This is a genomic window from Gordonia asplenii, from assembly GCF_012933505.1.
Taxonomy (GTDB): Bacteria; Actinomycetota; Actinomycetes; order Mycobacteriales; family Mycobacteriaceae; genus Gordonia; species Gordonia asplenii.
The window spans coordinates 101,359-115,780 of sequence record NZ_JABBNB010000013.1 but is presented as its reverse complement, the minus strand read 5'-3'; the positions used below and the strand labels follow the sequence as shown (position 1 = coordinate 115,780).

14 protein-coding genes are annotated in these 14,422 nt (G+C 63.7%); 6 read left to right on the top strand and 8 right to left on the bottom strand.

Annotation, left to right across the window (positions count from 1 at the left end; genetic code table 11):
- Positions 1 to 74: 74 nt before the first annotated feature.
- The 3 genes from HH308_RS14170 to mca form a co-directional block, all read right to left on the bottom strand.
- Positions 75 to 2,051: a thioredoxin domain-containing protein gene (locus tag HH308_RS14170; RefSeq protein ID WP_246284608.1), complete on the bottom strand. Its 1,977-nt coding sequence runs from the start codon at positions 2,049 to 2,051 to the stop codon at positions 75 to 77.
- A gap of 92 nt (positions 2,052 to 2,143) precedes the next feature.
- Complete coding sequence (locus HH308_RS14165) at positions 2,144 to 2,431, bottom strand: hypothetical protein (protein WP_170194863.1); 288 nt, start codon at positions 2,429 to 2,431, stop codon at positions 2,144 to 2,146.
- On the bottom strand, positions 2,431 to 3,285 hold the full coding sequence (gene mca, locus HH308_RS14160; protein WP_211188503.1) for a mycothiol conjugate amidase Mca: 855 nt from the start codon (positions 3,283 to 3,285) through the stop codon (positions 2,431 to 2,433). The genes HH308_RS14165 and mca overlap by 1 nt, the downstream gene beginning before the upstream one ends.
- A 33-nt stretch (positions 3,286 to 3,318) precedes the next feature.
- On the opposite strand from mca, the gene HH308_RS14155 reads away from it, so the two are divergent.
- The 4 genes from HH308_RS14155 to HH308_RS14140 all read left to right on the top strand — a co-directional run bounded on the left by HH308_RS14155 (position 3,319) and on the right by HH308_RS14140 (position 5,692).
- Positions 3,319 to 3,795, top strand: coding sequence for a DUF4307 domain-containing protein (locus HH308_RS14155; protein WP_170194861.1), 477 nt, complete (start codon positions 3,319 to 3,321; stop codon positions 3,793 to 3,795).
- On the top strand, positions 3,792 to 4,577 hold the full coding sequence (locus tag HH308_RS14150) for a queuosine precursor transporter (RefSeq protein ID WP_170194860.1): 786 nt from the start codon (positions 3,792 to 3,794) through the stop codon (positions 4,575 to 4,577). Before HH308_RS14155 ends, HH308_RS14150 begins: the two co-directional genes overlap by 4 nt.
- A 152-nt stretch (positions 4,578 to 4,729) precedes the next feature.
- Positions 4,730 to 5,224 carry a transcription elongation factor GreA gene (greA, locus tag HH308_RS14145; RefSeq protein WP_170194859.1) on the top strand — a complete coding sequence of 165 codons (495 nt, stop codon included), beginning with the start codon at positions 4,730 to 4,732 and terminating at the stop codon, positions 5,222 to 5,224.
- Positions 5,225 to 5,359: 135 nt separating this feature from the next.
- Positions 5,360 to 5,692, top strand: coding sequence for a hypothetical protein (locus HH308_RS14140; RefSeq protein WP_170194858.1), 333 nt, complete (start codon positions 5,360 to 5,362; stop codon positions 5,690 to 5,692).
- A 10-nt stretch (positions 5,693 to 5,702) separates the two neighbouring features.
- On the opposite strand, the gene HH308_RS14135 is transcribed toward HH308_RS14140, so the two are convergent.
- Positions 5,703 to 6,068, bottom strand: coding sequence for a helix-turn-helix domain-containing protein (locus tag HH308_RS14135; RefSeq protein ID WP_170194857.1), 366 nt, complete (start codon positions 6,066 to 6,068; stop codon positions 5,703 to 5,705).
- Between the two features lie 69 nt (positions 6,069 to 6,137).
- Here HH308_RS14135 and HH308_RS14130 point away from each other — a divergent pair, with 69 nt between their 5' ends.
- Complete coding sequence (locus HH308_RS14130; protein ID WP_170194856.1) at positions 6,138 to 9,614, top strand: helicase-related protein; 3,477 nt, start codon at positions 6,138 to 6,140, stop codon at positions 9,612 to 9,614.
- 349 nt (positions 9,615 to 9,963) lie between these two features.
- Here the strand turns inward: HH308_RS14130 and HH308_RS14125 are convergent, their stop codons facing one another.
- From HH308_RS14125 to HH308_RS14115, 3 genes are all read right to left on the bottom strand, one after another.
- The gene (locus tag HH308_RS14125) at positions 9,964 to 10,266 is read right to left on the bottom strand and encodes a helix-turn-helix domain-containing protein (protein ID WP_170194855.1); all 303 of its coding nucleotides are present in this window, start codon (positions 10,264 to 10,266) and stop codon (positions 9,964 to 9,966) included.
- The gene (locus HH308_RS14120; protein ID WP_312870590.1) at positions 10,253 to 10,618 is read right to left on the bottom strand and encodes a type II toxin-antitoxin system RelE/ParE family toxin; all 366 of its coding nucleotides are present in this window, start codon (positions 10,616 to 10,618) and stop codon (positions 10,253 to 10,255) included. Before HH308_RS14120 ends, HH308_RS14125 begins: the two co-directional genes overlap by 14 nt.
- Before the next feature lie 92 nt (positions 10,619 to 10,710).
- Positions 10,711 to 11,082 carry a helix-turn-helix domain-containing protein gene (locus HH308_RS14115; RefSeq protein ID WP_170194854.1) on the bottom strand — a complete coding sequence of 124 codons (372 nt, stop codon included), beginning with the start codon at positions 11,080 to 11,082 and terminating at the stop codon, positions 10,711 to 10,713.
- A gap of 119 nt (positions 11,083 to 11,201) precedes the next feature.
- On the opposite strand from HH308_RS14115, the gene HH308_RS14110 reads away from it, so the two are divergent.
- The gene (locus HH308_RS14110; protein ID WP_170194853.1) at positions 11,202 to 13,973 is read left to right on the top strand and encodes a DUF1156 domain-containing protein; all 2,772 of its coding nucleotides are present in this window, start codon (positions 11,202 to 11,204) and stop codon (positions 13,971 to 13,973) included.
- Here HH308_RS14110 and HH308_RS14105 read toward each other — a convergent pair.
- Positions 13,966 to 14,379 carry a hypothetical protein gene (locus HH308_RS14105; protein ID WP_170194852.1) on the bottom strand — a complete coding sequence of 138 codons (414 nt, stop codon included), beginning with the start codon at positions 14,377 to 14,379 and terminating at the stop codon, positions 13,966 to 13,968. The two genes, HH308_RS14110 and HH308_RS14105, sit on opposite strands and share 8 nt — an antisense overlap.
- Positions 14,380 to 14,422: the final 43 nt, after the last annotated feature.

The following is a 14,422-nucleotide window of genomic DNA, read 5'->3' as shown; positions in this document are numbered from 1 at the left end:
CCTCACAGAAACCCAATCTCAGCCCAAGGCATCCGTGAGTTTTCCGGGTTTCTGATTACCAGCGGGCTGTCGTCCTACAGCAACGCCGCCAACTCCTCCACCGTCAGCACCGGCAGCGAGCACGTCGTGCCGCGGCAGACCATCGCCGTCCCGTCGGGCTGGCCCTCCGACAGTCCCGAACCTCCCCCGGTCACCACCACGCCTCCGCGTCCCAATTGTCTTACCGCGGTGAGTAATTCGGACGACGTCGCCGTCACATGCACCGGACCGTCGACGCGTGCCGCTGCGACCGCCAGCCAATGTCCCGCTGCGCGTGGGGCTTTCGCGAACAGCACGCTCGCGCGACCGAGGGTGGCGTCGGCGAGCTCCAGGTAGCGGCCCGCCTTCGCGGGATCGGCGAGCATCGACGCTGTCAGCAACGCCTCCGCCATCAGCGATCCGCCCGACGGTGTGGCACCGTCGGCCGGGTCACGTGGACGGGTGAGCAAGCCGACGACGCCGGGCGGGGCGTCGAACCACGAGCCGGGCGACTCGACGTCGACGAAGAGATCGATCGCCTTGTCCAACAAGGTGATCGCGGCGTCGAGCCAACGGCTGCGCCCGGTTGCCGCGGACAGCGTCAGCAGGGCGGTGACCAGTGCGGCGTGGTCGTCGAGCATGCCGGGCGTGGACCCGACCCCTCCGCCCAGCGACGTGCGACGCAGTTCGCCGTCGACGATGTGGCGGGTGAGCAGTTCGTCGGCGCACCACGCGGCGAGGTCGACCCAGTCGGTCCTGCTCGACGCCGTGCCCGCCTCGACGAGCGCGGTGATCGCCATGGCGTTCCAGGCGGTGACAACCTTGTCATCGCGGCCGGGCTGCGGGCGTTGTGCGCGAGCGGCCCGCAGCCGGTCGACGACCGAAGCGAAACCCTCGGCGTCGTCGGGATCGGTGGGCAGTTGCAGCGTCGACGCGCCGTGCTCGAAAGTTCCCGACTCGGTGACTGTGAAAAGTGTTGCAGCCCAATCGGCATCATCGCCGAGGAGCTGATCGAACTGTTCGCGTGTCCACACGTAAGTGAGGCCTTCGACGCCGTCGGTGTCGGCGTCGAGCGACGACGCGAAGCCACCGGTGACACGCAAGTCGGCGACCAAGAAGTCGATGATCTCGGCGGTTACGCGCACTGCCATCGCGGCGGTGGTGTCGGATCCGACCCGCGACAGATGTGCGTACACCCGTAGGAGCTGCGCGTTGTCGTAGAGCATCTTCTCGAAATGCGGTACCACCCAAGCGATGTCGACGGCGTAGCGGGCAAAACCGCCGGCCAGCTGGTCGTAGATGCCGCCGCGGGCCATCGCCTCCGCCGCCCGCTCGACGACGCCGAGTGCGCTGGCGTCGCCGCCGCGTTCGGCACAGCGCAGCAACGCTTCGAGCTGAGCCGACGGCGGAAACTTCGGTGCGCCACCGAATCCGCCGTGCGCGGGCTCCTCGTCGGCGACGAGCGCGCCGACGGCCCGAGCCAACAAGCCGGCGTCGAGACCGATTGTGGCCGCGGGCAATCCGCTGGACGCGGAGCTCAGATGCCCGGCGACCTGCGCGCCGACCTTCGTCACCTCGTCGCGCCGATTGAGCCACGCCTCGGTGATCGCGGTCATCAGTTCGGCGAACCCGGGCTGACCGTTGCGCGAACGCGGCGGAAAGTAGGTGCCGCAGAAGAACGGCTCACCGTCGGGGGTGAGAAAACAGGTCATCGGCCAACCGCCTTGACCGGTCATCGCAACAGTCGCGTTCATGTAGATCGCGTCGATATCGGGACGTTCCTCCCGATCGACTTTGATGCAGACGAACTCGTCGTTCATCTGCGCGGCGATCGCGTCATTCTCGAACGATTCGTGCGCCATCACGTGGCACCAGTGACAGGCGGCGTAACCGACGCTCAGCAGAATCGGAACGTCGCGACGCGCGGCCTCGGCGAATGCCCCGGGACTCCACTCCCGCCAATGGACTGGGTTGTCGGCGTGCTGCAGAAGATATGGGCTGGTCGCGACACCAAGTCTGTTCACGCCGTCCATCATCGCTCAGCGCTCACCGGAACACACCTCGTCGACGCGGCGCGCATTGTCTGTGCGACCATCCTTGGACTCGCCGATGCCGACCGCTGGAACTACCGAGTTCGTTCGTCATCGTCGGGTACGCGTTTCTTCAGCGGATCCGGCGTATCGGGGTCGGTCACCGAGTCGGTGCCCTCGTCGAAGGCCTGATCGGCCTCGGGGTGGTCAGTGTCGAACGATTCCGGCAGTTTGCGCAACTGCTTGTTCATCGACCAGATCAGGAATGCGGTTCCAGCCAACAGCAGCAGGATGATGAGCAGTCCGAGCGGTGACGCCTTGCCGAACTCAGGTCCCTTGGGATCCACGGCCAGCACCGTAACCGCGTCGAGAGCGCTGTTCATCAGTCCTCAATCCCGGCGAAGAGGTCTGTCTCGGGGATCGACGTCTTCACTCGTGTCTTCGCCAACTCGAACTCCTCGGTCGGCCACAGTCGTCGCTGCCATTCCAAGGGTACTGCGAAGAAAACGCCGTTCGGATCGATCTGGGTGGCGTGGGCGCGCAGGGCGTCGTCGCGCTGCCCGAAGTAGTCGCCGCATTCGACCTGGGTGGTGACCCGCGCCATCAGATCGTCGATGTTGCGCCGCTCGTCCCAGCGCGCGAGCCACTCCTTGAACGGATTGTCCATGCCGTGGTTGTCGAACTCGTCGGAGAACAACTGCATGCGCTTGCGGATGAAGCCGTGCGTGTAATAGATCTTCGACACCGTCCACGGTTCTCCGGTGCCCGGGTAGGCCTCGGGGTCGCCCGCCTTCTCGTAGGCCTCCATGGACACCTCGTGACAGCGGATGTGGTCGGGATGCGGGTAGCCGCCGTGTTCGTCATAGGTGATCATGACGTGCGGCTTGAAGTCGCGGACTACCTCGACCAACGCGCGATTGGGGCCCTCGATCGGGATGGCCGCGAACGACCCCTCCGGCAGAGGCGGCAGCGGGTCGCCTTCGGGTAGCCCGGAATCGACGAATCCCAGCCAATGCTGTTCGACGCCGAGCGCCTTCGCCGCAGCCGCCATCTCGTCGCGGCGGACCTGCTCGATGTTCTCTTTGATGCCGGGCCGGTCCATCGCGGGGTTGAGGATGTCGCCCCGCTCGCCACCGGTCAGCGTGACAATCAGCACTTCATGACCATCTGCGGCATAACGGGCCGTCGTCGCGGCACCCTTGCTGGATTCATCGTCAGGGTGGGCATGCACGGCCATCAGTCTCACGCTCTTCATGGTAGGTATTGACCCGTGACAACTTCAGACGGGGGCACCGACCAGCCCGCGACCCCCGACCCCCGACCCCGCAGCGGCCCTCGTGCCACCTACCCCGTCGAGCGCTCACAGTCGAGCCGCAGACGCTGGTTCTATCTGTTGTCTGTGGTGGTCGTGGCAGCCGGCCTCACCATCGCCTATGTCGGGTACCGCCAGTTCGGCGACCCGGAGGTCTCGGGTCAGGCCTCGGGCTACAAGATCACCAGCAGCTCGACGATCGACGTTCAATTCACGGTCACCCGACAAGACCCGGGCACCGCCGTCGCATGCGTGGTGCGAGCCCGAGCGAAGGACGGCGGCGAAGTGGGACGCCGCGAGGTGCTCATCCCCGCAGGCCAGTCGACACAGGTCGGCGCGGGCAGCAGAGTCGTCACGTCGCGTCCGCCGGTGATCGGTGAGGTCTTCGGCTGCACGACGACGGTGCCGCCGTACCTGAGCGAGCCGGTGTCATGAACCAGCCGACCAAAACCGGACCGACCGAGTCTGGATCGCGACGCCCACGCGTCGCCTTCGCCGACACCGCCAGCCCCTACTACCCGCTTCTCGTCGCCGTGTTCGTCGGGGTGATGCTGATCAGCAATATCACCGGCACCAAGGGTGTCACGCTGTTCACCGATTGGCTGCACCTCGACCTGGGCCCCTTCCACCTCAACGGCCTGGTCACCGATGGCGCCTTCTATCTTTTCCCGCTCGCCTATGTACTCGGCGATGTGATCAGCGAGGTCTATGGTTTCCGCGCGATGCGGCGAACCATCTTCGCCGGTTTCGCCGTGCTGCTCTTGGCGTCGCTTTGCTTCTGGATCACCATCGAGCTGCCCGCCGCCGACTTCTACCAGGGCCAGGAGGCGTTTCGCACCGTCGCCGGCGTGGTGCCACAGTTCTTGCTCGCGGGCCTGGCCGGGTATGTGGTGGGCGAGTTCCTCAACTCCTTCGTGATCGTGAAGATGAAGGAACGTGCGGGCGAGAAGCAGCTGTGGGCTCGCCTCATCTCGTCCACGGTCGTCGGAGAGTTCGCCGACACGCTGGTGTTCTGCTCCATCGCCGCCAGCGCCCTCGGCATCTCCACGGCGTCGGACTTCTGGAACTACACCATCGTCGGATTCGTGTGGAAGACGCTCGTCGAATTGCTGGTGATGCCGATCACCTACGCCGTCGTCGGATGGCTCAAACGAGCCGAACCCACGTACCAGGAAGCATTACGCGCAGGCAACGAGTCGGTAACGGATGTGCCTTAAAGCACACGCGCTGGTATCCTAGACGGAAACACGACCTCACATGAGGTCGTGTTGCTGCATTTAGGGCAATCCGATGTCGACGGGCGACATAAACCGGACTGCCGACGCATGCCGGCTCATCGCGCGGCATGCTCAACTACAAAGGAGTACCGATGACCGACACCCAGGTGACCTGGCTGACTCAGGAATCGCATGATCGGCTCAAGTCCGAGCTCGATTCGCTGATCGCCAACCGCCCGGTCATTGCCGCCGAGATCAACGAGCGCCGCGAAGAGGGCGACCTCAAAGAGAATGGCGGCTACCACGCTGCACGTGAAGAGCAGGGCCAGCAAGAGGCACGGATCCGTCAGCTGCAGGAACTGTTGAACAACGCCAAGGTCGGCGAAGCCCCCACTCAGTCGGGCGTCGCGCTGCCGGGTTCGGTCGTCAAGGTGTACTTCGACGGCGACGAGTCCGACGCCGAGACCTTCCTCATCGCCACGCGCGAGGCCGGTGCTCAGGATGGCGAGCTGTCGGTCTACTCCCCCAGTTCCCCGCTCGGCTCGGCACTGATCGACGCGAAGGTCGGCGAAACACGAAAGTACAAGGGCCCCAACGGAAAAGAGTTCTCCGTCACCCTGGTGAGCGCGGAGCCCTACCACAACTGAAGCAAGCCACCCAACCCGCACGCGGCGGCTTTCGCACTTGAAGTGCGAAGGCCGCCGCTGTCGTAGGTCAAGGCACTCACCAACTTCACAGACTTCAGCAAGTCGCACTGCAGATTCGCGACGCATTCTTGATTCATGAAACTTCGACTCAACCGCCACTCCGCCCACCCCGACCCCACCGCCGCACCCGTGCCCCTCGTGGTTCTCGGGTCCGACACAGGCGTCGCCGACTACGCTCGGCATCTCTTCGCCGTCGGCACCCCGTTCGGTGTCGTCAGCGACAGCTACTCCGACATCGTCCCGTTCATGCTCGGCAACAACGGCCGCACCGTGGCACTCGTCGCCGATATCGACGACTCCGCACAGCTCGCCGAGGCAATCGTGCTGATCGAGAAGCGCATCGGTCGTGTCAGCCAGGTGATCCGCTACGGGACCGACCTGCCGCACCCCGAGCACACCGCCGCGTGAGGCGGCTGGTCTACGAGGCGCCCAACTCGGCGATCCGGACCTTCAGTTCAGTTTCCACCCGCGAGACCTCGACATCGCTGTTTTGCTCCGGCGAACGCGCCTGCACCGTCTGATCGATGTCGGGCAGCAGATACGACGGCGGAACGTCGAGGGCTCGCGCCAACCGATAAACCGTAGACAGCAACGGATCTGAGATCCCCGGATCCCGATTGCTCACTCCCCGTTCGAGATTCGACACCTGGTTGCGGTGCATTCCCGACGCGAACGCCAATGCTTCCTGCGACAGCCCCCGTTCGCGGCGCACCGTCGCGAGTCGATGCCCGAACGAGAACGCATAGGTGTCCCATTCGAGGGATCCACGCACGCGGTCAGGCACTCACCCAATCTCGCGCAGGCACAACACATTGTCTGCCCACCGAATTGTGCGGTGCGCTACCCTACGTCGATGCCGCCGACATTCGCCCACCTCACGCCCGGTGTTCAGCTCGCTGGCCGGTGGGCGCGGTCTGTGACGTTGCTCGCAATCACCTTGCACGGCGAAAGCGCTGCGGCCCTTGTAATCCGCGACGCCGACGGCGTGCGAGAGGAGATGTTGTTCGCCTCGGAGTTGGCGTCGATCTCCGTCGTCGACGACCACGACGGAGCGTGGGCCTTCGACGCCGACGGGCGTCGTTTCAAACTCGCCACCGAAGCGCTGCGGATCCGGATGGCCGGTGCACACGATCCGATGCTGGCGGTCGCCACCAGCGACATTTCCCCACTGCCGCACCAGATTCGAGCGGTCTACGGCGAGCTGCTGCCGCGGACTCCGTTGCGGTTCTTACTCGCCGACGATCCGGGCGCGGGCAAGACGGTGATGGCGGGACTCTATGCGAAGGAGTTGATGCTGCGCGGCGACCTGGCGCGGATGCTGATCGTCGCGCCGGGCGGCCTCGTCGAACAATGGCAGGACGAGCTGGAATCGAAGTTCGCCATCGGTGCCACGCTGCTGAGCCGTGACCTGATCGCGGCGAGCGTCAACGGCGATCCCTTTGCGGCACACCCGATCATGATCGCGCGGATGGATCAGTTGGCCCGCAACGAGGAGTTGCTCGAGCAACTCGCCGACACCGATTGGGATCTCATCGTCGTCGATGAAGCACACCGGATGTCGGCGAACTGGTGGGGCGGCGAACTGCGCAAGACGAGACGTTACGAGTTGGGCGAGCTGCTCGGATCGATCAGCCGTCATCTGCTGCTGATGACGGCGACCCCGCATTCGGGCAGTGACAGCAACTTCGCCGCATTCCTGTCGCTACTGGACCCCGACCGCTTTGCCGGACAACAGCTTTCCGGATCGTCGACGCCGGATACCACCGGACTGATGCGACGCATGGTCAAGGAAGAGCTGCTGACTTTCGAGGGCAAACCGCTGTTCCCGGAGCGGATCGCCGAGACGGTGCCCTATGAATTGTCGCCGGGCGAGCGTCGATTGTATGAGGAGGTCACTCATTACGTCCGCGAGGAGATGAGTCGCGCTGACCGGCAAGCGGATTCGCCGCAGAGACGTACCGTCGGCTTTGCGCTCGCAGTGCTGCAGCGGCGCCTGGCGTCGAGCACACACGCTATCCTGCGCAGTCTGGAGCGGCGTCGAGGTCGGTTGTCCGCCAAGCGTGCCGACATCGCAGCAGGACGACATTCCGGGGTCGAGGAGCCATTGCGGTTACCCAAACCCGAGGATTTCGAGGATGCCGATGAGTACGACGCGTATGAGTACGAACAGATGACCGACGAGGTGGTCGATGCGGCGACGGCGGCGCGGACGATCGCCGAACTCGACGTCGAGATCGCCATGCTCGACGGGCTCGTGGCGACGGCAACGACGTTGCGCGACAGCGGAGTCGACCGCAAGTGGGCTGAGGTACGCAGCCTGCTCACCGATCGATCACTGTTGCGCGACGCCGACGGGTCACCGCGCAAGCTCATCATCTTCACCGAGCATCGCGACACCCTGGACTATCTGGCCCGACAGATCCGCAACGTCCTCGGCTCCGACGACGCCGTACTGACCATCCACGGCGGCACCAAACGCACTGACCGCGTGGTGATTCGGGAGCAGTTCACCCACGAGTCGACGCGGCGGGTGCTGGTCGCGACCGACGCCGCGGGCGAGGGACTGAACCTGCAGGCCGCGAATCTGATGATCAACTACGACCTACCGTGGAACCCGAACCGGCTGGAGCAGCGGTTCGGGCGCATTCACCGTATCGGGCAGCGCCAGATCTGCCGGCTGTGGAACGTCGTGGCCGACGAGACACGTGAGGGCCAGGTCTACGCGCGGCTGTTGGAGAAGATGGAGCAGCAGCGAATCGCCTACGACGGAAAGCTTTTCGACGTGTTGGGCAATTCATTCGGAGACACCCCGTTGCGCGAGCTGTTGATGGAGGCGATCCGCTACGGCGATGATCCCGTTCAGCTCGCGAGGATCGAGCAGGTGGTCGACCGGACCGTCGCCGACGGCTGCGCGGAGCTCGTCGAGTCGCGGGCGCTGGCGCGAGAGACGTTGGGGCCGTTGGAGTTGGACCGGCTGCGGCGCGAGATGGACGAAGCGCAGGCGCGCCGGCTGCAGCCGCATTACATCGAGAAGTTCTTTCGCGACGCATTCGCGGCGTCGGGCGGTCGGCTGACGAGACGGGAGCGCAATCTATACCAGATCTCCAACGTGCCGATGATGTTGCGGGACAGGCCCACTCGGCGCGAGCACGGCGGGCGGCCGGTGGTGCGGGCCTACGAGCGGGTGACCTTTGAGCCGAGTGCGATCGACGGGGTACGCGGACGGATCGACCTGCTGGCGCTGGGGCATCCGCTGCTCGACGCCGTGCTGGACAACACCATCGAACGCAGCGTCGATCAATTGCACAGGGGCACAGTACTGTTCGATCCGTCCGATCCGGGTGATCAGCCGCATGTCATCTTCGCGATGACGAGCGAGGTGGTCGACGGAACGCAACGGACGGTGAGCAAGAGGTTCAGTTTCGTGGATCTGCGGACCGATGGCGCCGTCGTCGACGCCGGGCCCGCACCGCATCTGGACTTGCTGCCCGTCGTCGAGCCGGCGCAGCAGGCGGCGGCCGAGCGTGCACTGGCGTCCCAGTGGATCACGGCGCGGCTCGCCGACGATGCGACGAGCTGGGCCGCCGGGGCGGCTCAACCGGAACACCTTGCGCAAGTGCGTGATCGGTTGCTGCCAGAGGTGGAAAGGACGCAGGCGGCGGTGCGGAGTCGGCTGTTGGGACAGATCAACTACTTGCACAGCGAGGCCGCGCGGCTTCGCGAGGAAGCTTCCGCTGGGCGAGGACGGAAGAATCGTCGGCACAGCCCAGACACGTTGGAGGCCAGGGGGAATGAGCTGGAAGTCCGGCTCGAACGTCGGCTCGCGACACTGGCACGACAAGCGTCGTTGACGGCGAAACTGCCCGAGCTGACCGCGGTGATGCTCGTGGTTCCAGCCGGAATGGTCGGCGGGGCGGTTGCGCAGTACGCGCGCGACACGACGATCAGTGAACGTCGGGCAGTGGACCTCGCGCTGAGAAGCGAAGTGGCACTGGGCCGCTCGCCGGAGGAGATGCCGCATAACAACAAGGGCTACGATATTCGGTCGGTCGGGCCCGAGCCGGCGGATCCGACGGTGTTCTTAGAGGTCAAGGGACGGGTTGTGGGCGCGGACACGTTTTTCGTGAGCTACAACGAGGTGCTGCACGCGCGGAATACCGGTGCGCAGCACCGCCTGGTGTTGGTGTCGGTGAGCCCCGACGGACCCGCGCACGATCAAATCCGTTATCTCACCGACTATTTCCACAATGTCGAGTTGGCCGACACCGACGTCGCGATGGTGCAGCTGGAGTGGGACAGGGTATGGGCGAAGGGTCGGGAGCCGCACTGAGGCAGAGGGAGCCACTCGGAGGCACGCGAGGAGAAGGCATAGTTGACGAGACGCGACCGCGTGGAATGGCACCGCTGCCCTCGCCTCGCCACGCTGCGCCGGACCCAAATCCGCAGGTCGGTCAGGATTGAAGTCAGTCGAGTACGCAGCGTCTGTACTCGACGATCGCGAGCTTCCCCTACGCACATCGGCGTGAAGTACCTTTCGACGTGGCGTTCGGAACGCTTCCACACAGTTCGAGATTCTCGTCAACCACCTACCCGAGATCGAGGGCGGACTGGCAGCCGGAGCGTATGTCGCTATCGGGCATCCCAGCAGACGCGCAGAAGTCACGTCGTGACCGATCCCGTCAAGCGATCTGCACCGTCGAGCCCCCGAGCTCGACCTCGACTTTCAATCGGCCACCGAGCGCTTCGACGTACCGGCGCAGCGTATCGACTTGAGATCGCTCGATGTCGCCCTTCTCGATACGAGAAATTCGGTTCTGACTGACCCTCAGCAGCGCCGCCAGTTCGACTTGAGTGACGTTGGCGGCCTCTCGAAGTTCTCGCAATTGACAGCCCCGAACCTCGGCCATCATCTTAGCCTTGAGCGCGGCAACGTTCTGTTCGTTGACCGGGTGTACGTCAAAGAACTCGTCAACTGTCATCATTGGAGGCCTCCAACTTGAGTAGGTGCGCGTCGTATAGCGCGTCTGCGACCACGATCGCCTGTTTGTACCAGCGATTCCATTGCCGACTCTTGTCGCCGCCGACTAGCAGGATTGCCTTCCTTTCCGGGTCGAACGCGAACAGAATCCTCACTTCGCTACGCCCAACCGAACCTGGGCGCAACTCCTTCATGTTGCGGTGCCTCGACTGACTGACTGTGTCCACCAGCGGCCTCCCGAGCCCTGGGCCGATCTCACTCAGCACTTCGAGAGCCGCCTTGATGTGTTCGAGGGAACCGTCATCAAGGGTGTGCATCCAGTCGGCAACGTACGAAACATCGATCTCCCAACTCACGCTACACCCCGTGAGTTGTATGACCTAGATGTTGTTCTCTTGGCGTCCACGCACCTTGGACGCAGAACGGCCGTCTGGCGGTTCCCCTGCGGTCAGAATTTCCCCGAATCCGTCGTCCCGTCGCCCGCCAGTACCGCAGCAACTTGCTGCTCCACGCGCGACCGATAGATCACCTCGGTACACACCGAGTCCAGGGTCTGGTCGACGTCGGGCAGCAGGTACATGGGCTGCACATCGAGCGCCTTGGCCAGTCGATAGATCGTTGACAGCCCCGGGTCGGAAATGTACGGCGGTCGATTGCTCGTAGCGCGCTCCGCGTTCGACACGGTGTTCAGCGACAGGCCTGCCTTCAAGCTCAAGTCGAGCTGCGTGAGGCCACGACCCTTGCGGAGTTGACGGAGGCGGACACCGAACGCGTCTGCGTACGTGTCCCACTGCAGGGAGCCGCGGACTCGTTCAGGCACGAGGCCACTCTGCCGAATACCCAACGTGTTGTCTGCCCACCATGTTGGGTGTGCCAATGTTGCACAACGTGCTGTGCGTTAGTCTGTGACGTTCGCCTGAAGTTCGACGAGGGGTTGTCATGTCCAGCGACGCACAACAAGTTGGTTCAGCGGTACCGCGCCGCAAGTTGATCGAGGTCAGCATCCCGCTGCAGAAGATCAACGAGGAGTCGGCGCGGGAGAAGTCGATCCGGCACGGGCATCCGTCGACGTTGCACCTGTGGTGGGCACGTCGTCCTCTCGCGGCGGCGCGGGCGGTGCTGTTCTCACAATTGGTCGATGACCCGTCGTCACGTCCCGACCTCTACCCCACTGAGGGAGACCAGAACCTCGAACGCAAACGCCTTTTCGAACTCATCGAGCGTCTCGTCGTCTGGGAGAACTCGAACGATGAGGAGCTGCTTCGCGAGGCCCATACGAAGATCCTTGAATCGACGGACGGCAATCCGCCGCCGATCCTCGACCCCTTCGCGGGCGGCGGGACGATCCCACTGGAGGCACAGCGCCTTGGACTAGAAGCACATGCGTCAGACCTGAATCCTGTTGCGGTGCTGATCAATAAGGCACTGATCGAGATTCCGCCGAAGTTCGCCGGCCAACCGCCGGTCTTTCCCGGCGTCGCCGAGGAAACCATTCAATCTTGGCCTCGCGCAACGGGTCTCGCCGAAGACGTTCGACGTTACGGCCAGTGGATGCGCGACGAAGCTGAGAAGAGGATCGGTCACCTTTATCCGAAGGCGACCTTGCCCGACGGTTCGAAAGCGACTGTCATCGCCTGGATTTGGGCGCGAACAGTGATGTGCCCAAACCCAGAGTGCCGGATCGAGATGCCGCTCGTCCGGTCGTGGTGGCTCGGCAAGAAGAAGGGCAAGGAGGCGTACGTCGTTCCGGTTATCGAGGGCCGGACGGTGCGATTTGAGATCGGGCACAGTGCAAAACTGCCCGACGGTCAGGCTGACGGAACTGTCAGTCGCACTGGAGCTATGTGCATCCGGTGTGGAGCTTCCGTAGAGCGCGATTACATAAAGAGCGAAGGACGTGCAGGCCGTCTTGACGCCCAGTTAATGGCGACAGTCGCAGAAGGTGATCGACGCCGCGTATATATGTCGCCGACAGATGAGCACGAACGGGCCGCAGAGATTGCACACCCGATTGATGTACCGCCACAGAAGCTCGCGTATCACCCAAAAGATCTGTGGACACCGCCGTACGGCCTCACTCACTTCGCGGACCTCTTCACCCCGCGACAGCTGACTGCCCTCACCACCTTCAGCGACCTCGTCGCCGAGGCGCGCGAGAACGTTCAGCGCGACGCGCTGGATGCGGGCATCGAGGTGGGTGACCGACTCGATAATGGCGGCAGCGGCGCGGCGGCGTACGCGGACGCGGTTGCGACGTATCTGGGAATGGGAGTGAGCCGACTCTCAGACATCGCCAATTCGCTTTGTCGGTGGGAAAATACAAAAGAGCAGATCCGAAATCTATTCGCGCGTCAGGCCATTCCCATGATCTGGGACTATCCGGATACGACTCCATTCGGAACAGCCGCAGGGTCGTTCACAGTCAGCCTTAACAGCATCTGCAAGTCGATCCGAGTTGCTGGCACACAGATCGGCGTTGCCAGTCAGATCAGCGCCGAATTGGCGGTTGACCTGCCTTCCCTCATCTCCACTGACCCGCCCTACTACGACAACATCGGCTACTCCGACCTCTCCGACTTCTTCTATGTCTGGCTACGCCGGTCACTGAAAGATGTTCATCCGTCGATCCTTTCGACCATGCTGGTCCCGAAGGCCGAAGAGCTCGTCGCCAATCCGTATCGCCACGACGGTAAAGAAGGCGCCCATAAGTTCTTCGAGGATGGATTTCGCGAGGTCTTCCGCCGCGCCCGCGAGTATGCTCTCCCTGATTTCCCCATCACCGTCTACTACGCCTTCAAACAGCAAGACACATCGAAGGATGGGCAGGCATCGACTGGTTGGGAAACGTTGTTGGAAGGCATGATTCGCTCCGGCTGGCAGATCACTGCCACATGGCCGATGCGCTCGGAACTCGGCAACCGCATGCTCTCGCAAGGCACCAACGCTCTCGCCTCCTCAATCGTCCTCGCTCTCCGCCCTCGCCCGGAAACCGCTCCCCGCATCGATCGGCGCGGCTTCATCGCCGTCCTCAAATCCGAACTCCCGCAAAAGCTTCGCGAGCTCCAGCAGGGCTCGATCGCGCCCGTCGATCTCCCCCAAGCTGCGATTGGGCCCGGCATGGCCGTCTTCTCCCGCTACAGCGCGGTCCTCGAAGACAACGGCTCTAAGATGACCGTTCGCACCGCTCTTCAGCGGATCAACGCGATTCTTGACGAAGTCCTCACCGAATTGGAGAACGACTTCGACTCCGAAACTCGTTTCGCGCTCGCGTGGTTCCGTCAGAATGCTTTCAGCACAGGTGTTTTCGGCGATGCCGAGTCGATCGCGAATGCACGCGGCGTCTCCCTCGACTTCCTCGAACGCGCCGGCATCCTCACCAAGGGCGGCGGCAAAGTAGCGCTCATCGCCCCCGACGACATGCCCGCCGACTACGACCCCGCCACCGACCAGTCGATAAGCCAATGGGAAGTCGTCATGCACCTCACCCGCGTCCTCGCGTCGGATGGCATCCCGGCGGCGTCGGCTCTCCTCGGCCAGGTCCCTTCATCGATCGACCGCGAACTCTGCAAAGAACTCGCGCACCTCATGTTCAAGCTCGCCGAAGACCAGAAGAAGACCGCGCTGGCGGTGAACTTCAACGCTCTCGGCGCAGCCTGGAACGACATCGCGCGCGGCGCCGAGACAGTGGGGCAGCAAATGACCCTCAGTTAAGGGCGCAACGCAGCAGCCCGATGAGCACAACCAGTTGACCGGCCACCAGCGCCGGACCGATGAGAACCAACTCCCAGCCGGTGGCGTTCGGGCGGTATTGGGATAGCACTGCAAGCAAGATCAGCACAGCGGTAATCACCTGCCCGGCAGCGGTCAATCCATCGCCCTTGCGAGTCAGTCCGCGGGTGATCAGCAACACTGGCACCAGCAGTATCGCGACTAACCACGCCACGAGTGCAAGCAACGCTGGGCCGATCACGAGCAGTTCGAACCCATTACCGCCGACTTCGACATAACCGCTCCGCGCGGCAGTGACTACTGCCCACAACCCGATCAAGCCAGCGCAAAACACCGACGTCAGTGAGGCGCTCCGAAAGGCCCATCCCAGCATCGCGCTTTCACCCATTTGCCGGATTCTGCCATATCCGAAGTCCACCGACGCTGATCTG

Bases quoted from the DNA above. Each gene is read 5' to 3' on its own strand.
- HH308_RS14105 (WP_170194852.1), bottom strand. From the start codon at position 14,379: ATGGGTGAAAGCGCGATGCTGGGATGGGCCTTTCGGAGCGCCTCACTG.
- HH308_RS14140 (WP_170194858.1), top strand. From the start codon at position 5,360: ATGAAACTTCGACTCAACCGCCACTCCGCCCACCCCGACCCCACCGCC.
- greA (WP_170194859.1), top strand. From the start codon at position 4,730: ATGACCGACACCCAGGTGACCTGGCTGACTCAGGAATCGCATGATCGG.
- HH308_RS14125 (WP_170194855.1), bottom strand. From the start codon at position 10,266: ATGATGACAGTTGACGAGTTCTTTGACGTACACCCGGTCAACGAACAG.
- HH308_RS14150 (WP_170194860.1), top strand. From the start codon at position 3,792: ATGAACCAGCCGACCAAAACCGGACCGACCGAGTCTGGATCGCGACGC.
- HH308_RS14170 (WP_246284608.1), bottom strand. From the start codon at position 2,051: ATGGACGGCGTGAACAGACTTGGTGTCGCGACCAGCCCATATCTTCTG.
- HH308_RS14165 (WP_170194863.1), bottom strand. From the start codon at position 2,431: ATGAACAGCGCTCTCGACGCGGTTACGGTGCTGGCCGTGGATCCCAAG.
- mca (WP_211188503.1), bottom strand. From the start codon at position 3,285: ATGGCCGTGCATGCCCACCCTGACGATGAATCCAGCAAGGGTGCCGCG.
- HH308_RS14110 (WP_170194853.1), top strand. From the start codon at position 11,202: ATGTCCAGCGACGCACAACAAGTTGGTTCAGCGGTACCGCGCCGCAAG.
- HH308_RS14130 (WP_170194856.1), top strand. From the start codon at position 6,138: ATGCCGCCGACATTCGCCCACCTCACGCCCGGTGTTCAGCTCGCTGGC.